Annotated in this window: 18 protein-coding genes and 1 pseudogene; 12 read left to right on the forward strand and 7 right to left on the reverse strand. The window is 37.5% G+C overall.

Translation table 11 applies throughout. The features are described from left to right. Positions 1 to 29: 29 nt before the first annotated feature. From LZ480_RS07980 to LZ480_RS08025, 10 genes and pseudogenes are all read left to right on the forward strand, one after another. Complete coding sequence (locus tag LZ480_RS07980) at positions 30 to 212, forward strand: hypothetical protein (RefSeq protein ID WP_241368882.1); 183 nt, start codon at positions 30 to 32, stop codon at positions 210 to 212. A gap of 125 nt (positions 213 to 337) precedes the next feature. Next, positions 338 to 814 (forward strand): RNA polymerase sigma factor, encoded by a 477-nt coding sequence (locus tag LZ480_RS07985; protein ID WP_241368883.1) that lies wholly within the window; start codon positions 338 to 340, stop codon positions 812 to 814. Continuing rightward, a complete protein-coding gene (locus tag LZ480_RS07990; RefSeq protein WP_241368884.1) occupies positions 807 to 1,694 on the forward strand; it encodes a hypothetical protein in 888 nt (295 codons plus the stop codon). The genes LZ480_RS07985 and LZ480_RS07990 overlap by 8 nt, the downstream gene beginning before the upstream one ends. A gap of 98 nt (positions 1,695 to 1,792) precedes the next feature. Then, positions 1,793 to 3,052 (forward strand): kynureninase, encoded by a 1,260-nt coding sequence (kynU, locus tag LZ480_RS07995; RefSeq protein WP_241368885.1) that lies wholly within the window; start codon positions 1,793 to 1,795, stop codon positions 3,050 to 3,052. Between the two features lie 12 nt (positions 3,053 to 3,064). After that, positions 3,065 to 3,922, forward strand: coding sequence for a tryptophan 2,3-dioxygenase (gene kynA / locus LZ480_RS08000; protein WP_241368886.1), 858 nt, complete (start codon positions 3,065 to 3,067; stop codon positions 3,920 to 3,922). A 34-nt stretch (positions 3,923 to 3,956) separates the two neighbouring features. Further along, positions 3,957 to 5,303, forward strand: coding sequence for a sodium-dependent transporter (locus LZ480_RS08005; RefSeq protein WP_241368887.1), 1,347 nt, complete (start codon positions 3,957 to 3,959; stop codon positions 5,301 to 5,303). A 12-nt stretch (positions 5,304 to 5,315) separates the two neighbouring features. Continuing rightward, on the forward strand, positions 5,316 to 5,930 hold the full coding sequence (kynB, locus tag LZ480_RS08010; RefSeq protein WP_241368888.1) for an arylformamidase: 615 nt from the start codon (positions 5,316 to 5,318) through the stop codon (positions 5,928 to 5,930). A gap of 910 nt (positions 5,931 to 6,840) precedes the next feature. Further along, the gene (locus LZ480_RS08015; protein ID WP_241368889.1) at positions 6,841 to 7,032 is read left to right on the forward strand and encodes a hypothetical protein; all 192 of its coding nucleotides are present in this window, start codon (positions 6,841 to 6,843) and stop codon (positions 7,030 to 7,032) included. Then, positions 7,011 to 7,190, forward strand: a pseudogene (locus tag LZ480_RS08020) (endonuclease); the annotation flags it as partial. The gene LZ480_RS08015 and the pseudogene LZ480_RS08020, both read left to right, overlap by 22 nt. A gap of 339 nt (positions 7,191 to 7,529) precedes the next feature. Further along, the gene (locus tag LZ480_RS08025; RefSeq protein WP_332844025.1) at positions 7,530 to 12,902 is read left to right on the forward strand and encodes a S8 family serine peptidase; all 5,373 of its coding nucleotides are present in this window, start codon (positions 7,530 to 7,532) and stop codon (positions 12,900 to 12,902) included. Positions 12,903 to 13,298: 396 nt separating this feature from the next. Here LZ480_RS08025 and LZ480_RS08030 read toward each other — a convergent pair whose 3' ends face one another. From LZ480_RS08030 to LZ480_RS08050, 5 genes are all read right to left on the reverse strand, one after another. Further along, positions 13,299 to 13,754, reverse strand: a complete 456-nt coding sequence (locus LZ480_RS08030) for a cAMP-binding protein (protein WP_241368890.1) — start codon at positions 13,752 to 13,754, stop codon at positions 13,299 to 13,301. Positions 13,755 to 13,861: 107 nt separating this feature from the next. Then, a complete protein-coding gene (locus LZ480_RS08035) occupies positions 13,862 to 14,407 on the reverse strand; it encodes a PepSY domain-containing protein (RefSeq protein ID WP_241368891.1) in 546 nt (181 codons plus the stop codon). Positions 14,408 to 14,498: 91 nt separating this feature from the next. Then, a complete protein-coding gene (locus tag LZ480_RS08040) occupies positions 14,499 to 15,017 on the reverse strand; it encodes a PepSY domain-containing protein (protein WP_241368892.1) in 519 nt (172 codons plus the stop codon). Next, a complete protein-coding gene (locus tag LZ480_RS08045) occupies positions 15,007 to 16,359 on the reverse strand; it encodes a sensor histidine kinase (protein WP_241368893.1) in 1,353 nt (450 codons plus the stop codon). Before LZ480_RS08045 ends, LZ480_RS08040 begins: the two co-directional genes overlap by 11 nt. Then, positions 16,349 to 17,047, reverse strand: a complete 699-nt coding sequence (locus LZ480_RS08050) for a response regulator transcription factor (RefSeq protein WP_241368894.1) — start codon at positions 17,045 to 17,047, stop codon at positions 16,349 to 16,351. The genes LZ480_RS08045 and LZ480_RS08050 overlap by 11 nt, the downstream gene beginning before the upstream one ends. Positions 17,048 to 17,177: 130 nt before the next feature. On the opposite strand from LZ480_RS08050, the gene LZ480_RS08055 reads away from it, so the two are divergent. Both LZ480_RS08055 and LZ480_RS08060 read left to right on the forward strand, forming a co-directional pair. After that, positions 17,178 to 17,690, forward strand: coding sequence for a sigma-70 family RNA polymerase sigma factor (locus LZ480_RS08055; protein WP_241368895.1), 513 nt, complete (start codon positions 17,178 to 17,180; stop codon positions 17,688 to 17,690). After that, the gene (locus tag LZ480_RS08060) at positions 17,683 to 19,218 is read left to right on the forward strand and encodes a hypothetical protein (protein WP_241368896.1); all 1,536 of its coding nucleotides are present in this window, start codon (positions 17,683 to 17,685) and stop codon (positions 19,216 to 19,218) included. Before LZ480_RS08055 ends, LZ480_RS08060 begins: the two co-directional genes overlap by 8 nt. 120 nt (positions 19,219 to 19,338) lie before the next feature. On the opposite strand, the gene LZ480_RS08065 is transcribed toward LZ480_RS08060, so the two are convergent. Both LZ480_RS08065 and LZ480_RS08070 read right to left on the reverse strand, forming a co-directional pair. Continuing rightward, positions 19,339 to 21,138, reverse strand: coding sequence for an ABC transporter ATP-binding protein (locus tag LZ480_RS08065; RefSeq protein ID WP_241368897.1), 1,800 nt, complete (start codon positions 21,136 to 21,138; stop codon positions 19,339 to 19,341). Then, positions 21,135 to 22,850, reverse strand: a complete 1,716-nt coding sequence (locus LZ480_RS08070; protein ID WP_241368898.1) for an ABC transporter ATP-binding protein — start codon at positions 22,848 to 22,850, stop codon at positions 21,135 to 21,137. Before LZ480_RS08070 ends, LZ480_RS08065 begins: the two co-directional genes overlap by 4 nt. Positions 22,851 to 22,878: the final 28 nt, after the last annotated feature.

Below are 22,878 nucleotides of genomic sequence, written 5' to 3' on the forward strand. Positions count from 1 at the left end.
TAACATGTAATAAAAAGGAGGTTTGCCTAATGTCTGAGCAAACAGAAAAGAAAACTTTAAGCTTACAAGAGCTAGTAAAGCAACAATTAGAAGCGAAAAAGAACAATGCGGGTGGCGGTAAAAACAATTTAAAAGGTGACACGTCAGCGAAAAAAATGAAGAGCCAGCAATCGAAGAAAACAAGCAATACGCGCCGTAAAATGGGTGTGTAATAAGAAGCCTGAGCATGAAATCCATGTTCAGGTTTTTCTTTTTGGGAATTTATTTGAAAGTTTAAAAAACAACTGATTCCAAACTAATCGTCATTCGTTTATACAACTAAGAAGGGGGAGGTACTTTGCGAAGAGACATCTTTGATACGCATTATGAAGCGATTTATAAATACATACTTTACTTAACTAATGATTGCCATTTAGCGCATGACTTACTGCAAGAAACCTTTTACCGCTATTATCAAAAAAATTATGATGCTAATGAACGTCTGTATTTACTAAAAATTGCTCGGAATTTGGTATACGATCATTATCGCAGAAAAAAGTTAATCGGCTTTTTTACATTAAAAAAGGAACCGCCAGCGAATGCCAAGTTACCAGAAGAAGTTACATTACAAAATGCCGAAAATGAGACGCTATACAATGCTTTACAGCAAATAAAAACGAATTACCGTGAAGTGGTGATTTTACGCTATATCGAGCAGTATTCTGTCAAAGAGACAGCGCAAATATTAAATACAACGGAAGTAAAGGTTAAAAATGATACCGCGCGTGGATTAAAGGCGTTACGTGAACTGTTAGGAGGTGTGCGCAATGCTTGATGAAAAACAGTTAAATCACTTACAGTCCATAAAAATTGATGAGGTTGAAAAACAAGCTGATTTCGAACGAATCCAAAGAAGAATAAACAAAAAGCCATTCCATTGGCAATTACCAGCAGTAGCGTTTTCAATAGTGCTACTCGTGTTATTGTTAGTTGCGACAATGCCGATCCCGGATAACACCGTAAACCTTTCTTCAGACGCCTATTTAACATCAATTTTAGTGAGAGATGGTGAAGGTGATCCGAAATCAAATTATTATTTAGGAGTTAGTCAGACAATGGCTGAGGATGAGCTGAAAACCATGCAAGCTTCACTCGATACTCTACAACAAATTGAAGAACCACCAGTTAAGCCAAAAGTGTCTAAATCCTATCGATTTACCTATAGCGATGGCTCCAATCTTGTCTTCTATGAATATTTAACAGCAAATAGAATATATATTAAAGACGTTCACAAAGGCCTCTATTATGAATTTACAGAGGGCTCAGGCTTTATTTCGTTTATGAATACTCGCTACCAAACGTGGCAATATCTTTTGCTTGTGATCATTTTTGTTTTACTGTTTGGTGGCAATATGTACATTGATAAAAAAATGCGTGTTGAAGAAGATCCGAAGCGAAAGCTACCGATGCATTCGCATTATATGCAAAGTATCATGACAATTTGTTATATTTTTGTGTTGTTCTTGTTTTTTGTGGGAGGAATGTCAAGTAATGCAAACATTCATATCGCAGGAATCTATTTGTTAGGGTTTGTTTTCGCATTCATTAATATCATCATCGAACAAAAGTATGATAACAACGGTTGGCGCAAGCTACGGTTTGTCAATATTTCGTTAATGTTTCCTACGTATTTATACCTATTCATTCAGCTGTAGTTACTTCTTTACAAAGAGTTACTTTTGTTTTCGGAATACTTTGACAAATAATGTAATTCACTTTACGATTAAATAAACTAATGTAAGAGGGTGATTCGATGATTACAATTGAAACAGCGCAGCAATTCGATAACGAAGATTCGTTAAATAGCTATGCAGAAGAATTTTATAAACAACCCGGTCAAATTTATTTTGATGGAAACTCACTTGGTTTATTATCAAAGCGTTCGGAATTAAGTGTACTCACATTATTACATTCATGGAAGGAACATGGTATTGATGGTTGGACTTCTGGAGACTACCCGTGGTTTTATTTATCGGAAAATTTAGGGGATCTTTGTGCACCGCTTGTTGGTGCGAAAAAAGAAGAGGTTGTATTAACAGGTTCTACAACGACGAACTTGCACCAGCTGCTTTCAAGTTTTTTCAAACCAACTGAAACCAAAAATAAAATTTTAGCAGACGAACTAAATTTCCCGTCGGATTTATATGCAATTCAGAGTCAGCTTACGCTACATGATTTGTCAAAAAACCATATGAAATTAGTGAAATCACAGGACGGGCAAACGTTAACTACAAAAAACATTATTGAGGCAATGACGGATGATGTTGCCGTGGCGGTATTGCCAGCGGTCCTTTATCGCAGTGGTCAAGTCCTCGATTTACAGGAGATTACGAAGGCTGCACATGAAAAAAATATAATTGTTGGCTTTGATTTATGTCATTCAATCGGTTCAATTCCACACAAGCTCCATGACATTGGTGCGGACTTTGCTTTTTGGTGTAATTATAAGCATTTAAACGGTGGGCCAGGTTCCGTTGCTGGGCTATTTGTGCATGAAAAACATTTTGGCACTGCACCTGGCTTAGCGGGTTGGTTTGGATCGAAAAAAAATAAACAATTTGATTTAGACATTACATTAACGCAATCAAGCGACGCGGGGGCATATCAAATTGGCACGCCACATGTATTAAGTTTAGCGCCTATTATAGGCTCACTTGAGTTGTTTAGTGAAGTAGGGATAGATGCTATACGTGAAAAATCACTGAAGTTAACCCAATTTATGATGGATTGTCTTGAACAGGAAATTCCAAATAGCTTCACTTTCGGCAACCCACTAGATCATTCTCGTGGCGGGCATTTATTTTTAGTTCATGATGAGGCAGCACGAATCTGTAAGGCTCTAAAAGGTGAAGGAGTTATTCCTGATTTCCGTGCACCGAATGGCATTCGTTTAGCGCCGGTTGCGTTATATAATTCATTTGCAGAAGTGTGGCAAGCTGTTCAAATTTTAAAACGCATTATGCATGAGAAAGTGTATGAATCATTTGAAAATAAACGAGATGTTATTGCATAAGGAGGAAATTTGATGGACAAAAAATCGATTTCAGACTTAGAACAAAAAATCAGTGCGGAAAAAGGCATTCATACCGACTTTAAAAATGATATGACGTATGGCGAGTATTTAGGGTTAGATGCCATATTATCGAGTCAAAAGCGCTTATCAGAGCATCATGATGAAATGTTGTTTTTAATTATTCATCAAGTAAGCGAGCTATGGATGAAGCTTATAATCCATGAATTACAGGCTGCCATTACAACAATTCAGCAAGGGAACATGCAACCTGCGTTCAAAATGCTCGCTCGTGTATCAAAAATCCAGCATCAAATTATTCAAGCATGGGATGTTCTTGCAACGATGACACCTGCTGAATATTTACAGTTCCGTGATTCGCTCGGAAAAGCTTCAGGATTTCAAAGCTATCAATACCGCCTAATCGAATTTGCACTTGGCTATAAAAGTAAGCATATCTTAAAAATTTATGAAAAAGATCAAGCGATATTAAACGAATTAAAACAGGCCTATGAAGCGCCAAGTATATACGATGTAGCGATTGAAGCGCTCGTAAAAGCAGGGTTGGAAATAAATCCAGCATTGATTAATCGTGATTTTTCTGTAGTATATAGTGGTGACGATTCCGTTGCGGCAGCCTGGAAAACTGTGTATGAAAATATCGATACCTATTGGGATTTATACCAATTGGCAGAAAAGTTAGTAGATATTGAAGATGCATTACAGCAATGGCGCTTCCGTCATATGAAAACGGTTGAGCGTATTATTGGTTTTAAAATAGGCACTGGTGGCTCCTCTGGTGTGAACTATTTACGCCAAGTGCTTGATCATCGTTTTTTCCCAGAGCTTTGGGATTTACGAACAACATTATAGTTTAGAGACAGATAGATAGAGTGGAGTGAGTTAGATGGAGAAGAGTAAAGGACAATGGTCAAGTAAATTAGGGTTTGTATTAGCGTCAGCTGGTGCAGCGATTGGGCTCGGGGCGATTTGGAAAATGCCTTATGTAGCCGGTCAAAGTGGTGGCGGCGCATTCTTTTTAATTTTTGTTCTATTAACGTTATTAATAGGTTTACCGATGTTATTATCGGAATATATCATTGGTCGTGCAGCACAAAAGGAAGCAGTAACCGCTTATAAAGTATTAGCACCCAATACGAAAGCATGGGCTTGGATCGGTAAGCTAGGTATTATCGGTTGCTTTTTACTGCTATCATTTTACAGTGTAGTAGGTGGCTGGATTTTTGTATATAGTGGCGTGTCAGTTGTTGGCAATGTTATTGATCCGAATTTAGACCCTGGTGCATTTTTCGGACAAGTAACAGGTACACCGTGGATCGCATTAGTGGGTCTTGCATTATTTACGATTGCAAACATTATCGTTATTGCATTAGGTGTTCAAAACGGGATTGAAAAAGCGAATAAATTTATGATGCCGCTATTATTCATCATGTTCTTTATTTTAGTTGTGCGTGCTGTAACGCTAGATGGGGCGATGGAAGGGATTAAATTCTTCTTATATCCTGACTTTTCGAACATTACAGGGGAATCGATTTTATATGCGTTAGGACAGTCGTTCTTCGCATTAGCAGTCGGGTTTTCATGTCTTGTTACATATAGCTCGTATTTGAAGAAAGATGTTAGCTTACCAAATTCAGCTGGCTCAGTAGTAGGGTTAAGTATTTTTGTATCGTTTTTAGCAGGTCTAGCGATTTTCCCAGTTGTGTTCGCATTTGATATGGAAGTAACAAGTGGGCCACCATTACTATTTATGGTACTTCCAGCTGCGTTTTCACAAATGCCATTCGGAGAACTATTTTTAGCATTGTTCCTAATATTATTTTTATTTGCAACGTTAACATCTTCATTTAGTTTGTATGAGATTATTGTTGCGGCTACTGTAGAAAAATGGAATGTTTCTCGTGCCAAAATTACAATTGTGATAGGGGTTCTTGTGTTTATTGCGGCAATACCTTCTACTTTAACGTATAGTACGTTAGGGGATGTGTCAATTTTTGGCCGTAATATTTTTGACTTTACGGACTTTGTAGTGTCGAATGTTATTTTACCAATTGGCAACTTACTCATTGCGATTTTTATTATTCATATTATGGATAAGCAACTAGTAAAGAAGGAATTTTTACAAGGAAGTCAAATGGGTGAAGGTTTTTATAAAGTTTATCGTTTTTTAATGACTTTCGTAGTACCAACAGTAATTTTAGTTGTACTTGGATATTTAATTATTCAATACTAGAGGTGATGTAATGTGTGGATTGATATTACACAAACAATGAAAAAGGGGATGCCAAATTGGCCAGGAGACACCCCGTTTTCATTTGAAATAGCCTATACGAAACAGCAAACCGGCTCTGTGAATATAGGGAAAATCGAAACGTCTTTGCATACAGGCACACATGCAGATGCGCCGTTTCATTTTGACAATAATGGGCCAACCATCGATCAGTTAGACGTCAATACGTTTATCGGTGACTGCTTAGTAATTGATTGCCGACCGCATTCAATTATTAGCGCGGCCTTTTTACAAGCAATTGACTTTCAAGGTGTACAGCGCATTTTATTGAAGACGGTGGATCGAATTTCAGATTGTTTTCCACAGCATATTCCAATTATCGATGCCGAGGTTGCCGCATTATTAAAAGAACGAGGGGTTTTCTTACTCGGAGTCGATAATCCATCGGTTGATTCGTTAACGAGTAAAGAAGTGCAAGCTCATCATGCATTATATGCACATCAAATACAGATTATTGAAGGATTAGATTTAAGTTGTATTGAGCCTGGTCTTTATGATTTTATAGCATTGCCCTTAAAAATTGAGGGTGCTGATGGTGCGCCAGTTCGTGCGGTTATTCGAAAAAAGTAAATCAACATATCAAGTTATATAAGAGATAGCCTATCCAAGCAATTATGCTTTGGAGGGCTATTTTTTACATTGGCGATTTTTAGAGTAGGAAATAATTGTATTCTATCATCTTGTATATTAAAAGATTGAGATGGAAGTATGGACGGCTAAGGAAAACATAGTCATGCGGAAAATTAAATAAAGCACCATGTAAAATGGAGCACGAAATGTGGATACAAAATATTAAATAGTTCAAAAGCGATTTGATGAAGAGAACTAATCAGACAGGGTTTTGAAGCAAGTGGAATTTTTACAATTAAATTAGGGATAAGGGGACTAGCAACTTTGGGCAAGAAGATACTTTTGCACAACTAACTTATTGCGCTTGCTTCCGTAAAATAAAATCTTAGGCTTTTACTTTTTCAGTTAAATTTGTCGAAGTTTTACGAGGAATACTAGGATCAAGAAAATACAGTCGAATAATATTTAAGCATATTCCTAAAATCCAACAAAATCTCTCATTAGCCCCCAAAAGGTCTTATGGAGTTCATTTAATGACGGTGCTACCATTAATATTGAGCATTTGAATTTCTGTAGATTCGATGCAAGTAAATGGCAAGGGAGCGATGGTAATTTGTCACGTTAATTTGGGTTTCCGAGTATTGACAACCAATAGTAACTGCTTTTTAAAGATCAATTACGTCCGACGTATTTGCGTCCAGATTTATTGGAACATGTTCCAAAGCTCATCGTAAAAATCTGTGACATCCGTTGGGGAAATTACTGGATTCAGCAGAGATTTAATAATCTCAACGAATTCAGTGAATACTTGTTATTCATCCCCCACATTTAGAAGTGTAGGATTTCTACTGAAGCAAGTTTATAGTGAAGGGAGATTAGCCTAAATGGGCTGTAGAAATTTGAAGCATATATGATTACTATTCTATCTATTAGCTTAGTTGCGAGTTTAATAACACCTGCCTTTGCAACAACAGTAACTGCTATGAGTACATCAAATGCTTCAGATTTAGTTATTTCCGAATATGTAGAGGGGAGCAGCTTCAATAAAGCGCTCGAGCTGTATAACGGAACAGGGACAGCGGGAAGCTTTCGGTGCTTTTAAAATGGCATGAATTGGATCCTGTTGACGAGTTTGAGAGAAATTGAAATGAAGTCATCTTCAAATGGCAGGGCAATCGAAATCCATTCATCGATCATCCAGAATGGGTTGAATTAATTTGGAGCATGTCTGACTTACCCGTTTTGCAAAAGGCTTCTTAAGTCGAAATACGTTAGTAAAACGCCTTATTTAGGATGCTTTCATTCTACAAAAATATTTGTAGTAAGGAAGTTGAATAAACTCATAATTTCATATATAAATTGAACTTTAAGAATGTAGCTCTTTATTAAAATAATAAAAATACTAGAAAACGTCGCCTTCCTCAGAAACAGCGCACTTAAACAAGGGAGCTTTAGCAATCTATTTTCTTGCCGAAGTGACCAAAAATGTGCTTTACCAGCCTATTGAGTGCCTACGTTATAAGAATACGTAATAGAAAAATAGCAAGGATTCTTTCGTTCATTCTATATAGCAAAAAATCTGTATTTGGGGGAGATTTAGTGAAGAGTAAATTTAATAATCGATTCTTTAGTTTGTTCTTAGTATTAACGATGGTTTTTTCGTTGTTTAGTCCGTTACAAACTGCATCAGCAAACGAGCTAAAACCATTTAAACCAACGACACAAAGCGAAAGCACGATGCAATTAAAGGCAGCAATTGCCGACCAATTAAATGTGTTAGAAGGAGGACCAAAACTACACAAAGAGTTACAAGGTCTTTCTGGCAATCAAGGCGTTGACGTAATTATTCACTTGTCTGAGAAACCAGTCGCACTGGAAAAAGGCATACACAACTTAAGTGGAAAAGCGTTCTCTTCTTCACAGGAAAAACAAGTAAGAACGAAAGTCCAAGCACAGCAAAATTTTGTATTAAAGGAATTAGCTTTAAATAATATTAATATTCAGCAAGGATACACATTCGATACGGTATTAAATGGTTTTTCAGCAAAAGTTAAAGCGGATGACTTAGAAAAATTACTAACAGTTCAAGGGATTACGCTAGTTGAGCCTGACACTATTGTTCATGCGTCTGAAGAAAAACCGTTAAAAACGAAACCTACTACACCATCGAATCCACTGAAAAATACGCAAATGGAAGCGATGATGAATACAAGTATTTCATTCCTAGGCATTGAAAAGCTTTGGAACGAAGGAATTGAAGGGCAAGGCATTAAAGTGGCTGTACTTGATACAGGGATTGATGCTAATCATCCAGAGTTTGCGGGAATTTATAAAGGTGGAAAAAACTTTATTCCAAATTCCTCTAGCTACACAAGAAACCGTGCAAATGATGATGCGTCAGAAACATCTCCAGTTGAGCGTCCAGCACATATGCCTGAAATTAATGAGAAAGGAAATTCGTTCTATACGTCACATGGTACACACGTAGCAGGAACAATCGCTGCAATCGGTGCGAACGAATATGGTATTAAAGGAATTGCACCTAAAGTAGATTTATATGCTTACCGTGTGCTTGGCGCATACGGAAGTGGTGCGACTTCTGGTATTGTGAAAGCAATTGATACAGCAGTCATCGAAAAGATGGATGTCATTAACCTTTCACTAGGTGGAGGGGCGAACACAGAAACAGATAGTGGATCATTTGCGATTAATAACGCGATGATGGCCGGTACAATTTCTGTTATCGCTACAGGAAATGAGGGTCCTAATCGTGGCACAATGGGTACGCCAGCAACAGCTCGTTTAGGAATTGCAGTAGGTAACACATCGAACCCAGAAACAATGCATAATGGAAAAGTCAATGTTGCAGTTGGAAGTTATAATTTGACGAAACAATTGCAATTGATGGGGACAACTTTTGGAAGAGATTTAGCGACACAACTTCAAGGTGAGTTTGAAATTGTTGCTGTTCCTGGAAACGGGGAAGCAAAAGATTATAACGGCATCGATGTGAAAGGGAAAGTGGCATTAATTTCTCGTGGTAGCATTGCCTTTGTGGATAAAATTGCACACGCAAAAGATAATGGCGCAGTGGCAACGATTATTCACAACTTTGCAGGTGGTACGAATGCACCGAATCCATCGGGCGCATTTTTAGGTGATTCGTTTGAACTTTTACCAACATTTGATTTGTCTCAAACAGATGGAGAGGCGATTCGAGCAGCATTAAAACAAGGAGCTGGAACTGTTTCGTTTGGCAACTTTGGCTCAACACGTACAACGGGCGATGAAGTAAATGATTCAAGTTCACGCGGACCATCTACACCAAACTTTGATATTAAACCAGATGTATCGGCACCTGGTACAAACATTATGTCGACAATTCCAATGTATAAAGCTGATTTTCCGGATGCAGTTTATTCAGAAGCGTATGATCGTAAAACAGGTACGTCAATGGCTACTCCGCATATCGCAGGAATTGCTGCACTTATCAAACAAGCAAATCCTTCTTGGAATGCATTTGATGTAAAAGTGGCACTTTCAAATACAGCAAAACTACTTGATAAAACGAAATATGATGTTTTCTCTCAAGGTGCTGGTCGCGTAGATGCCTATGCTGCAGCTCGCCCAGATGTACTTGCTTATGCATTAGATAAAGCAGTGCTAGATAGCAGTGGTACAATTGTTGATAACTTGAAAGGTACTGTGACATTCGGTCCTCAGCCTCTAACTGAAAACGTATCGGTTACGAAACAAATTTTAGTAAAAGATACGAAAGGTATCGGCGGGAATTATGATGTGACAGTTGATGTTACGAAGTCATTTGGGGATGCTAAAGTGACTGTTGACAAACCGACATTTACTTTAGCTGGAGAGCAGTTGCTAAATGTGACATTAACAGCTTCAAAAGCGACAGCTCCAAGTGGTTCAGAAATTTTAGGTTATATTCACATTAACGGTGGAGGTTCTGCAATTTCATTACCATTCGCGGCTGACTTTAGTACCGCAGCACCTACTACAGAAATTAAAAATATGGCAATCACTGGAACAGACCTATCCTTTAATGGGGACGGTGTGAAAGATTCCGCGGTGCTTTCATTCACACTGACAGGTGATGTCACAACAAACTTTATCGAGATTTGGGATATTATGAATCCTGACGGTGGAGAATATGGCGATGGTTATATTGGGTATTTACACGCGAGTAGCTCTCTTGGAAAAGGGTCGTATACACTAAATGTGAATGGTCAATACAGACCTTGGGGTGGTACAGGTGTTGCAAAGATTCCAGATGGTCTTTATACAATTGACTTTTCAGCACAGGCTGGTTCAACAGTTATAGGAGATTACGTTGGGCCGATTGTTGTTAAAACAACAAAACCAGTAATTACAGGTTCTGTTGCTGAAAAAATCGCAACGGGTAAAGTCGTTGATAAATATATTGAATACAATGAAGAATTATATTTATATGATTTAGATTTTGATTTAAATGAAAAACTACACGCGTCTTATGTTGCGACAATTGCTGGAAAAGAAGCCGATGCGGTTCCATTTAATTTAGCACAAGATGGTACATTCGCATTCCCTGTAACAGATGAGACAGAAGCTGTGAAAGTAATTGTGAAAGATGAAGCAGGAAATGTTGGAGAAGCTTTAATTTATGAAAAACCAGAACCTGAGGCAGAAGTAAAATTGTCCGTTAGCCCAACAGAATTAAAGTTAAAAACTGGGGAAAAGGGTCAAGTAACGGTTACAGAAACGACAACTCCTGCAAATGGAGATCCTACAAACAAAGACGTAACGGCTGAAGCAACGTATGTTGTTACAGATGAATCTGTTGCAACAGTTGTAAATGGTGAGGTAACGGCAGTTGCAAAAGGTTCTACGACAATTACGATTGCGCATGGTAAAAATGAAGTAAAAGTAAATGTAACGGTAGAGGATCCTGCAGTTATTGTTCCAGGTGTAACTTTGACTGCAAATAAAACTGAATTTGATTTGGAAAAAGGTAAAGAAGCGCAATTAGTTATTAAAGAAGTAACAACAGCAGCAGACGGTACAACAAAACAAAAAGACGTAACAAAAGCGGCAACGTACAAAGTAGCAGATTCTAAAGTAGCGTCTGTGAAAAATGGTTTAATTACAGCTAAAAATGCGGGCACGACAACAATTACTGTGAAATACGGTAAAAACGAGTTGACAGTAAATGTAACAGTGTCAGAATCCGTTGTAACACTAACTGCAAACAAAACAGAAATCAATTTAGAGCTTGGAAAAGAAGCACAGTTGGCAATTAAGGAAGTAACAACAGCAGCAGATGGCACAACAAAACAAAAAGACGTAACAACAGCGGCAACGTACAAAGTAGCAGATTCTAAAGTAGTTTCTGTTAAAAATGGTTTAATCATTTCGAAAAATATCGGTAGCACAGAAATTACAGTGAAGTATGGTAAAAACGAGTTAACAGTTTATGTAACGGTTAGTGAAAAAGGCGTTACGTTAACGACGAACAAAACTGATATTACGCTGGAATCTGGCAAAGAATCACAATTAAAAATTACTGAAGAAACAACGGCACCAAATGGAACAGTTAAAAAGACAGATGTAACAAAACAGGCAACATATGTAGTGGCAAATGAAAATGTAGCGACTGTTAAGAACGGTTTAATTACTGCAAAAGAAGCGGGTAGCACAACGATTTCAGTGAAATACGGTAAAAATGAACTATCGGTGAATGTAACAGTAACAAAACCAACTGTGACATTGACGGCAAACAAAACACAACTTGATTTAGAGCCTCAAAAAGAAGCACAACTGGTAATTAAAGAAGTTGTAACAGGAGCAGATGGCAAAACGAAGCAAACAGACGTAACAAATTTTGCTGAGTATAAAGTGGCAAATACGAATGTCGCTTCTGTATCAAAAACGGGTCTAGTAAGAGCGAAAAATGAAGGCAATACAACAATTACAGTGAAATATGGTGGCAATGAACTAACGGTAGATGTGAATGTGATAGTACCGGTAGTGACATTGGAAGTAGACAAAACACATGTTGAATTGCTTGCTGGTAAGGAAGCAAACTTAAAAGTAAAAGAGATTACAACGACGGCAGATGGCCAAACGACAGAAAAAAATGTAACGCAAAACGCTACGTATAAAGTAGCTGATAATAAAGTGGCTACTGTAAAAGAAGGAAAAATAACGGCAAAAGCAGAAGGTGAAACAGCCGTTACAGTGAAGTACGGAAAAAATGAAGTTGTTGTAATTGTCACTGTAAAAGAACCGAAAGTAGAAATTACGGTAGACCAAACACAACTAAATTTATTAGCTGGAGATGAAGCGCAACTAACGGTTAAAGAAGTAACAACTTCAGTTGATGGAGAAGTAAAAGAAAGAGATGTAACTACGGCTGCGAAATATAAAGTTGCAGATGGGCAAGTTGTGGCTGTTTCAGAAGGTAAGGTAAGAGCAAAGGCAGCAGGTACGACAATAATCACGGTAGTATATAATAAAATGGAAGTAACTGTAGATGTGACTGTATCTCAACCAGAAGTGATACTTGTTACAAACTTAACAGACATTAATTTGAACCTAAATCAACAAGCGCAACTTTATATCTCTGAGATGACGACAATGCCTGATGGAACAGTCTTCGAAAGAGATGTAACACAAGCCGCAAATTATGTTGTTGCAGACAAAAAAATCGTAACTGTAACTAACGGTTTAGTCAGCCCGAGAAAAACGGAAGGTTCAACAACGATTACGGTGAAATACGGGAAAATGGAATTAGTTGTGAATGTGAACGTTGGGAATTTCGTGAAAATGGATAGTCCATATATTTTTGACAATCCATTATTTAATGAAAATCTATTAAATGAGGACCCAATCTTGACGGAGGAAATCGTTATTCCGACTATGCCTTCTTTGAATGATTCTATGCTACATTCGAGTATTACACCGATCGGAATTTAATCGTTGATACCATGCACCGGGTGCACAAACAAATCAGATAATTCACTACAATTTATGAAAATATATTGAGTGGAGTTAGAAAGATAGAGCCCTATGTGAGAAAAATCTTGCATGGGGCTTTTCCTTAATCCCACTAACCTTCTCTCACACCTAGATCCGTAATAACTCTAATTTAAAATAATTAATAATTTGAACTAAAATAGAAAACATACTATTAATAGTATGTTTTCTATTTTAAATAGTATAAATACAAACGCGAAACGTATTGGCTATAAAGTATTGCATTTTAGCAATTTTTATTCACATATAGGGTGATAAATGCGTATTTATCAAGTTAATTTGTCTTAACACCAAAAGTTTGGGATCACAAAATCAATACCCTGTTTCCAATTGCACCTATTTTACTTCAATCGCAATCGAATCTGTTCGGTCACCATTACTAAAGCGGGCCATTCCAGAAATGATGTACGTCCCTTTTTCAGATGGGGCAGTAAATCGTGCAGTAGTGGAAATTTCCTTGTAATCAAAGTCTTGAACCCATTGTTGGATGGAGATACTTGTTGGTTTTTGGCTATATTGAAATTCAATTATTTCGTTTGGTGCTACTTTTACGTAAGGAAGCTGCTTACCTTCAAACATTTCGTGTGGCGCGGCTGTATCTACGCATTTTCCTTCACCTGAGGAATGCCAGCAATAGCTCCCAGCAACTGATGGGATAACTTCCGTTTGTGTAACGACCTGTACATTGGGCATTTCGACCACCTCTTGGCTCGTAATAACGTAGCGCCCGGCAATCACTAAAATAATAAGACCTATCAGTACGAATAAACGATTGATATTTTTTACATTCATATTGTCACCTCTAAAATGTTCTCGTATTATCATAACAAAAATGAAAGGTAAAAAATAGGACATTATCATAATACAATAACTCAGAAACATTGCATAAAGGTGATATTTTAGTCTTCTAAATCCTCTTTGTATTCAACGATGGCGCCAGTAGTAGCATCAATTTTGAAATCATATTCCATTTTGCCGTTGCGGATTTCGATTTCATAAACAAAGCCATGGTCATCATCGTCATCTAATTCAATTTCTGTTATTGTACCATTGGCTTGAGCTAATGCGATTTCTTGCGCTTGTTGCTCCGAAATTGTCGCTGTATTTGTAGGTATCTTTGTAACAGAAGAAGTTTTTTGGTTTGTACTTTGTGAAATTGTTTCTCGTTCTGTAATTTTCACCGCACCACTCATAGCGTCCACTTCTAATTCCGCTTTTTCACTATCCTTTACAATATCGATTTCATAATGTGGTTGACCATCATCATAATCAAAGTCAAAGCTTATGATATCGCCTGTAAATTCCTTCAACGCAATTTTCTTTGCCTCGCCAGCTGTTACTTCTGGATTTACTGAAGCTGCCTCGAAGTAATCGCTTTGTGCAAGCAATACACCTCCGCCGATTGCTACTAATAATGCAGGAATGACAACTAATTTTTTCTTCATATTTATTCTCTCCTTTGTTTTGGTTGTAAGCTTAGTATAAGAAATGAAGATGAGAACAATATGAGAGAAAAATTAGAATTTGATGAGAAAATTAATCATCATATTGAATCGATAAAATTTTTCCGGTAATGGCATGAATTTGGATCGTTATTTCTTGATTGCCTTGCTCCATCTCTACAAAATAGTACCCGCCATCTGTTGTATTCTCAAAATCAGCCGAATCGATTTCACCAGAAATTTCATTTAGTGCAATCTCGATCACTTGTTGCTCTGTAAGGATTGTTGGGATTTGTGGTTGACTAGGCTGTTCCTCGGTTGTATTTTCGGTAGGGGGTACATTGTTTTGTTGGATGATCGTTAGCTCAGAAAATTGACCGGTTTCATTGTTTACGGAGACTTCAAAAACTGAACCGTCCTTTTTAAATGACGTGACAAATTCATCTGACTTTTCAACAACTGATACTATTTCTGCGTTATAGCTTTGTTCAACTTGCTTCGATATTTCGGCAATAGTCAATTGTTTGGGTGTCGTTAATTGCTTTACGGCAAGGACGACAAACATCGTTAAAATAATCATAGTAACAATAAATAAAGCACGTTTACGATTCATACGGATTACCTCCATGCAGCGGAAGTGTAATTTGAATAATTGTTCCTTGACCGAGTTCACTTTCTACGTGAATCGTTGCGTGTAGGCGAAGCGCTAATTCTTGTGCAATCGATAATCCAATACCAACACCGCCTGTTTTTCGGTTCCGATCTTTATTAACGCGGTAAAAGCGGTTAAAGATATGTGGTAAATCTTGCTTTGGAATACCAATTCCGTTGTCTCGAATTTCAATGTGTAAATACTCATCTACAGAAGCATGTAATTCAATGAAACCATCACTATATTTTCTCGCATTATCAATAAAAATAAAAAGTAATTGCTTTAGCATCGATTCATCAGTCATGACAACAACATTTGGTGCTTTCAGATGAATCTCTCGGTGATAGGCGGTTTGTACATTTGCAGCAATGGTTTGTAAAAACGATGAAAGCTCGAAGTTACTAACTGTTATTTTTGTCGTTTCTGCTGACTTTGCAAGTGAGAGCATTTGTTCAATTAAGTGCTTCATATTAGCGCTTTCCTGAATAATTGCATGTAGAGCTTCATCTGTAACTTCTACATTTTCGGTTCCGCGTCGTTTTAATAACTTAGCGTAGCTTTCAATGACTGTTAAAGGTGTTTTTAATTCATGTGACGCATTGCCGATAAATTGCTGCTGCTTGTCATGCAAATCTTCAAGCTGTGCCATTAATGTATTGTACGTTGAAGTCATCTGCATGATTTCATCCTTTGAGCGTTCGTTTACTGCTAATTGCTCGAAGCTAGATTGCTGAATATTTCGTTCCATCGTTGTTGTTAGCTTTGTAACGGGTTTGACGATTAATCGAACGAGCAATTGGCTTGCTAAAAAGATTGGTACAAGGGCGAGTAAGGTCATTAATAGTAAAATAATGAATAAGCGATTTAAATTTTCGGTAATTGTCGGTAACGGTTGAATGAATTTTGCTTCGACAATTTGCCCATCAGGCCAAATCATGGGTGTACTAATCGCGATGTATGGAATGTTACCAAATGATTTTACTGTGTATAGCTCGTTTTTTTGTGTTGCCACATCAATTTTTTCGGCTGTTGTTTGTAAACGAATTAACGTTTTATCGTTAGCATCTTGTACGATAATGGCACCATCTGTTGGAATATGAGCACGAAATACCATATCAATACCTTCAGTTTGTTCTAGTGCACTAATTGCTGTTGTAAGCTCCAACGCGCGTGTTTGTAAGTGCTCAGCTTCTGTTGTAATTGCAAAATGTTCGTATAAAAAATAAATGCCGGTAAAACTGCTAATTAATATAACCATAGTTAAGGAAATCGAGACGATGTTGATTTTTGTTTTAAGCTTCATGCGCCGCTTCCTTTAATACATAGCCAACACCGCGCACTGTATAAAGAAGTGACGGAAGCTGAAATGGTTGGTCAAGCTTTTGGCGCAAATAACGAATATAGACATCGACGACATTCGTATCGCCAAAATAATCATAGCTCCATACCGCATTTAAAATTTGTTCACGTGATTGCACAAGCCTTGGATGCTTCATAAAATGTGCAAGTAAATCAAATTCTCTAACAGTCAGCTCAACTAAATGACCAGCACGCCATACTTCACGTGTTTGTTCATTTAATGTAATATCCTCAAATTCTAAAGCTTGCTCCTGTTTAGGTGCTGCTTTAGTAGTAAAACGCAGCGCTACACGAATTCGAGCAAGCAGTTCTTCAAATTCAAAGGGCTTAGTCACATAATCATTAGCTCCGTAATCGAGCCCATTGACTTTATCTTGGATTTCACTTTTTGCCGTTAATAAAATGATAGGGATTGTTTCATTATGTTTACGAATTCGCTTCAAAACGTCTAAACCATTCATTCCCGGAAGCATCACATCGAGTAAAATCAAATCAACAGGTTGATCATGAAATGCGAGTAGACCGTCTGTTCCGGTGTGCGTCACGATTGTTTCATAGCCTTCAAATGACAACTCAAGTTGGAGTACACGCGCGATTTGTTGTTCATCTTCAACGATTAATATAGTCGTCATGACATTTACCTGCCTTTCTTTTAATCTAATGGTAGTGGATGTTTAGAAAAAATACAAAGAAAGTATGACAGGTTTTGAACCGGAAATGTTGCTAAGTTTCGTCTAAGTGGTGAGAAAGGGGGGCAAGAGCATGTTAACAAATGAAGAAATGCATCACTATATGGATACACATAGCCCTTACTTGCTGCAGCTGAGCTTTATGTATGTAAAGGATTGGAGCAGTTCAGAGGATATTGTACAAGAAGTATTTATTCAATTTTTTAAGACATTTGATCAATATGAACAGCGTGCAAGTGTAAAAACGTATTTAACGAAAATGACCATTCATAAATGTTATGACTATTTACGAAGTTTCGCGTCACGAAAAAAGACTCTGATGAAGGTAATCGCACAAAAACAGCCGGTTAGTTATGAATTCCAAAATCTAGCAGAGCAAAGTAAATTGATGCAATATGTTTTAGACTTACCGATGAAGTACCGAGAAATGATCATCCTTTACTATTACGAAGAATTAACGACATCTGAAATCGCTATGTTACTTAGTTTATCGGACAATACGGTGAAAACAAGATTAAGGCGAGCGCGTGTAAGGTTAAAGATACATATTACAAATGAGGATTGGAGGGAATTATTACATGAATAACTTTCAAAAGGAACGTACTAAGTTAATGCCGAAAAAGGGATTAAGTGAAGCAAGCAAACGCGCGGTCATTCAAGCAGTCCATACACCGAATCGAAAATCAAAAAAATGGGTTCCTGCAGTGACTGTTGCAGGAGTGGTCGCGGCAAGTTCGTTTTTGCTGTTGATTGAACAAAAACAAGAACAACCAGTCACTTCCGAAATAGAGCAATCGTTGACGAGCGAATCATTTGCCGAAAGCTTTATTCAAGATAATCATTTACAAAATACAGAAGTACTGTATGAGCAGCACGATGTTCGTTCTAAAAATGATGAGTTTATCATTGTGAAAGAAATTGTTGATGGCGAATCATTATATCAATTTGCATTTGGTCATTATAATGAAAAGGAACAGCGTTGGTGGACGGACGAACGTATGACTTTGTTTGAAGATTTTCCGGTTACAGTAACAAATTTTGCAATCGACAGTGGTCAATTAAAAATAGGACTAATTGAAAATGAACAGGTTGAGGCTATTTGTATAGGAGATAAACAGGCAACAATCGTTGAAGATTCAGCTGGACAGCGCATATGGTTTCATTTTGAGGATTCCATTTTTAAACCTGTTTATGAAGTAATTGACGGTAAAAAATCACGTATGGCAAGTTCGATAAATGCACGGGTCGATTCGATAGTTCCTATTCTTGAGCCAGTCGAAGAACATTTACAAACGGTTCAATATGAGGACAATACGATGCATCGTGGTCATGACGAATATACAAAGTTTCCACTTGTCATTGATCCATATTATTATGTACAGGAAAGCTATAAGATGGGGGACGTCATTGCATATAAACAAGATGGGAAGCTACAAATTAGTCGTATTTTAGCGACGGACGAGGGCAGCATTAGTTTAGTGGATGATACTCTTATTAAAGGGGAATATATACAACCATTGGACGGTCCATTTTACATGTGGCCAACATATGACGGAGATAACGGCATTTATAAAGGCCAATCAAAAATATATGATAAACCAAATCGTGATGAGCTTCTTGTTATTCCAGACAACTGGGCGAGTGACGGCTATCAAGGCATCATCGAAAAGAGCCAAATAGTGGGTGCGGTGCTTGGCTATGATTTAACACAGTTAACGAATACATTAACAGTCGAGGAGCTACAATTATTTGCTCAATTACAGCGCTCCAAGGAAAATGTAGAAGCATTGTTAAAGGATAGCTCAGTGAATACTATTGTCCGCTTGTATTTATATGCAAATTATGTAGAGGATTATCAATTGATGTACGCATTAATGGACATTACAGAAGAAGTGCCGCCGTATGAACAATGGAAAAAACAGGTTGTAAAGACGAATAAACAGCATTTATTAAAAGATATCTATGAAATGGGTTACGCACAATTAACAAAAGACGAATCAAAGCTAAGATTTACCGATCCGATGTCTGAAAACATTATTAACCAATACAAAGTTTCTAAAACTGATAAGGGATGGAGAGTTGGTTATACAACTGTGTCAGGAAATCTTGATTAGCAATAATTATTAAAAATGAAATCAAAAATGGGAGTGCAAGAAAATTAATTTCTAGCACTCCCATTGTAATTTGAGGAAAGCACTTTCTAATAAGCCTAGACTTCTTGTAGTGCAAAATCGTTAAACATTCAACATTTGACCAAATATCCCTTGCTCCTCAATGAGTTGGTTACGCGAACCTTGTTCTACAATTTGCCCTTGGTTTAGTACGATGACGTAATCCACCTGTGAAATGGTATTGAGGCGGTGGGCAATAATAAAACTTGTCCGACCTTGCATTAATTTTTCAAGCGCGGCTTGGATATGCAGTTCGGTTACAGTATCAATGCTACTTGTAGCTTCATCTAATAATAAAATTTTCGGATTAGCAACAAAGGCACGTGCAATAGATATTAACTGCTTTTGCCCTTGTGAAATTTGACTGCCATCACCCGAAATCAAGGTATCATAGCCGTTTGGTAACCTATCAATAAAGCTATGCGCATTTGCCTTTTTTGCCGCTTCGATAATTTCCTCGTCGGTTGCATCAAGCTTACCATAACGGATATTGTCTTTAATCGACATTTCAAATAAAAACGGATCCTGTAATACAAAGGCCATTTGTTTTCGTAAATTGGCTTTCGAAATTTCCTCGATCGGCACACCATCAAATAAAATTCGTCCGGCAGTTTTTTCATATAGCCCTGTTAACAGCTGCATAATGGTTGTTTTACCAGCACCCGTTTGGCCAATTAACGCAACAGATTGCCCGGATTCTACATTAAATGAAACGTTTAAAAGGGTAGGATTTACAGCATCTTGATCGTATTGGAATGATACATTATCAAAACGAACATCACCTGATAAGGTTACGTTATTTCCTTCGATTTGGTCAGGCTTTTCATCTAAAATTAAAAACACACGCTCAGCCCCAGCAAGTGCTGATAATACGGTATTAAATTGGTTGGCTAAATCGTTTAATGGACGTGTAAACTGACGCGCATATTCCGTAAAAATAACAATCGTTCCAATGGATATATGTCCGTAATACGCGAAAATACCACCAATGCAGGCAACAATAGCAAAGCTTAAACTATTTAATGTGTTCATTACTTTTGGGATGAAGCCAGAATAGGTCAAACTCCAAAATCCAACTGTTCGAATACGGTTATTTTTTTCATCAAACTGTCTTAGCATTTCTTGTTCTTGTGAAAACGCCTTTACGACATGTTGCCCAGTAATCGACTCTTCAATCAAACCATTCATTTCCCCAATGGCGGCCTGTTGTTGTTTAAAGAGTAAGCTCGTACGCTTTGTAATCCAGCGCATACCATAAAACATTAGTGGAATTATAAGCATCGTCACAAGGGTTAGCAGTGGGCTCAACCAAAGCATTACGGCAACAGTACCTGTTAGTGTTAATATACTAGAAATGACTTGAATAAATGCACTGTTTAATGTTGAGCTAATTGTTTCGATATCATTTGTTGCACGGCTCATTAGTTCACCGTGCTTGCGTTTATCGAAAAAGCGTAGTGGCAGCTTAAAGAAATGCTCATATAACTGCGTACGAATACGATATACGGTTTGCTGTGCAATGCTAACCATCCAATAGTTTTGGAAGTAACTTGCAAGTCCATAAAGTAGGTAAGTTAGCGCTAAGCCATAAAGCCATTGATCGAGTGTGCTAAGGGAGCCACCTTCAATAAAACGGTCGATTAATCGGCCAATAATAAATGGACCAATAAGTGCCAGTACAGAACTTACCACCACTAAAAATAAAACAACCATTAATTGCGCTTTTTGTTCGGCGACGAAATCTAAAATACGCTTAATCGTGTACGTCCAGTTTTCCGCACGAGCACCTTTTTTCTTTTTGCCGCTTGTTTGCTTAATTTGTTCTTTCGTAATAATCGGTTCATAGTTAAAAAATTTCCTCATGCAAGCACCTCCTGTTGAGAAGCCACAATTTTCTTGTATAATTTGTTTGTTTGTAAAAGCTCCTCATGAGTACCGAATCCACTTAGTTTACCTTCTTCAATTAGTAAAATACGGTCTGCTGTTTGGGCTGTATGAATTTTTTGTGTAACAACCAGCATTGTTAGTGGTTCTTCATCAAGTGCTTGCCAAAGTTTTTTCTCGGTATTTACATCAAGCGCAGAAGTACTATCATCTAAAATTAAAAGTGATGATGGCTTTAGTAAAGCACGTGCAATCGCTAAACGCTGCTTTTGGCCACCAGATAAGTTAATACCGCGTTGACCAATCATTGTCTCATATTGATGTTCAAATGATTCAATAGCATTGTGAATTTGTGCTTTTTTTGTAGCGGCAATAATTTCTTCGTATGAAGCATCCTGACGCCCCCAACGTAAATTTTCTAAAATTGATCCCGAAAATAATAACGATTGCTGTGGTACATAGGCAATAGAATGGCGTAGTTGCTGTAATGGAATATCCTGAATATTTTTCTCGTTAATATAAATGGCTCCCGAGGTTGCTTCATAAAAATTTTCAACAAGTTGTAAGATTGTTGATTTTCCTGAGCCGGTTGCCCCCATAATGGCAATTTTTTCACCGCTTTGAATTGTAAATGATAAATTGTGTAATGTTTCGTCAGTTGATTTTGGATAGTGGAACGACACATCGTCGAACCGAATTTTAAAGCTTTGTAATAGGGGGGGGCTGGATACTTGAATCTCTTCTGTACCATCCGTAATAGTTAACACTTCCTCGATTCGTTCAGCTGAAGCCTTTGCACGGGCATAAGCAATAATGATAAATGAAAACATTGAAAACGCTGAAGTCATGCGGAATGCATAGTTAATGATTGCAGCTAAATCCCCAGCTAAAATATCATTTGCTCGAATTGCATCCGCACCGACCCAAATGACCACTAGTAAGCTAATATTCATTACAAATTGTAAAATTGGTAGCGCAATTTCCATAACGCGTGTCGCTTTTATTGTATCGAATTTTAAGTCTTCTGCGACACTTTGGAACCGGCTAGCCTCAAAGTTCCCACGCATATACGCTTTGATTAAACGTACCGCCTGTAATCCTTCTTGAAGCTGACGATTTACGCCATCTAGACGATTTTGTACCTGTGCAAATAACTTAATTCCAATAGAAATCATCCATACTAAAAAGATGACTAAGAAAGGAAAACTGATACATAAAATAAATGCGAGTTTTGCGTTAATGACAAATGCAATAATGATTGATCCAATGGCCATAAGTGGCGCTTTCATGGCGATTCGAAGCATCATAAAGACGATGTTCATAGTTTGCGTAACGTCGCTTGTTAAACGTGTAATCAAACTAGACGATGGATAGGATAAGTAAGTCGCCATCGTAAGTGATTGAATTTTACTATACAGTGCTTTTCGTAAATCAAATCCGAAACTATGTGCAACATGTGCTGAAAAGAAGGAATTGAGGACACCACTCAATAGTGAGAACAGTGCAAGCACAAAAAGGCTACCACCCCAAAATGCAACACTGTTGAAGTTATCCTCTAGCAGACCTTTATTAATAATGTTGGCCATAAAGAGCGGTTGAATTAAATCGCTCGCAAGCTCTAGTAACATTAAGAAAAATGCAATCAGCGCGGGCCATTTATAACGCCTCGCAAATTGTAAAACAGTTTTCATGTTAATACTCCTTGCCTTGAAATAAACT

It is taken from the genome of Solibacillus palustris (genome assembly GCF_022549215.1).
GTDB lineage: Bacteria > Bacillota > Bacilli > Bacillales_A > Planococcaceae > Solibacillus > Solibacillus daqui.

What these genes read in the sequence shown, in the direction of transcription:
- LZ480_RS07980 (WP_241368882.1), top strand. Translation starts at nt 30, where the DNA reads ATGTCTGAGCAAACAGAAAAGAAAACTTTAAGCTTACAAGAGCTAGTA.
- LZ480_RS07990 (WP_241368884.1), top strand. Translation starts at nt 807, where the DNA reads ATGCTTGATGAAAAACAGTTAAATCACTTACAGTCCATAAAAATTGAT.
- kynU (WP_241368885.1), top strand. Translation starts at nt 1,793, where the DNA reads ATGATTACAATTGAAACAGCGCAGCAATTCGATAACGAAGATTCGTTA.
- kynA (WP_241368886.1), top strand. Translation starts at nt 3,065, where the DNA reads ATGGACAAAAAATCGATTTCAGACTTAGAACAAAAAATCAGTGCGGAA.
- LZ480_RS08005 (WP_241368887.1), top strand. Translation starts at nt 3,957, where the DNA reads ATGGAGAAGAGTAAAGGACAATGGTCAAGTAAATTAGGGTTTGTATTA.
- LZ480_RS08015 (WP_241368889.1), top strand. Translation starts at nt 6,841, where the DNA reads ATGATTACTATTCTATCTATTAGCTTAGTTGCGAGTTTAATAACACCT.
- LZ480_RS08030 (WP_241368890.1), bottom strand. Translation starts at nt 13,754, where the DNA reads ATGAATGTAAAAAATATCAATCGTTTATTCGTACTGATAGGTCTTATT.
- LZ480_RS08035 (WP_241368891.1), bottom strand. Translation starts at nt 14,407, where the DNA reads ATGAAGAAAAAATTAGTTGTCATTCCTGCATTATTAGTAGCAATCGGC.
- LZ480_RS08040 (WP_241368892.1), bottom strand. Translation starts at nt 15,017, where the DNA reads ATGAATCGTAAACGTGCTTTATTTATTGTTACTATGATTATTTTAACG.
- LZ480_RS08045 (WP_241368893.1), bottom strand. Translation starts at nt 16,359, where the DNA reads ATGAAGCTTAAAACAAAAATCAACATCGTCTCGATTTCCTTAACTATG.
- LZ480_RS08050 (WP_241368894.1), bottom strand. Translation starts at nt 17,047, where the DNA reads ATGACGACTATATTAATCGTTGAAGATGAACAACAAATCGCGCGTGTA.
- LZ480_RS08055 (WP_241368895.1), top strand. Translation starts at nt 17,178, where the DNA reads ATGTTAACAAATGAAGAAATGCATCACTATATGGATACACATAGCCCT.
- LZ480_RS08060 (WP_241368896.1), top strand. Translation starts at nt 17,683, where the DNA reads ATGAATAACTTTCAAAAGGAACGTACTAAGTTAATGCCGAAAAAGGGA.
- LZ480_RS08065 (WP_241368897.1), bottom strand. Translation starts at nt 21,138, where the DNA reads ATGAGGAAATTTTTTAACTATGAACCGATTATTACGAAAGAACAAATT.
- LZ480_RS08070 (WP_241368898.1), bottom strand. Translation starts at nt 22,850, where the DNA reads ATGAAAACTGTTTTACAATTTGCGAGGCGTTATAAATGGCCCGCGCTG.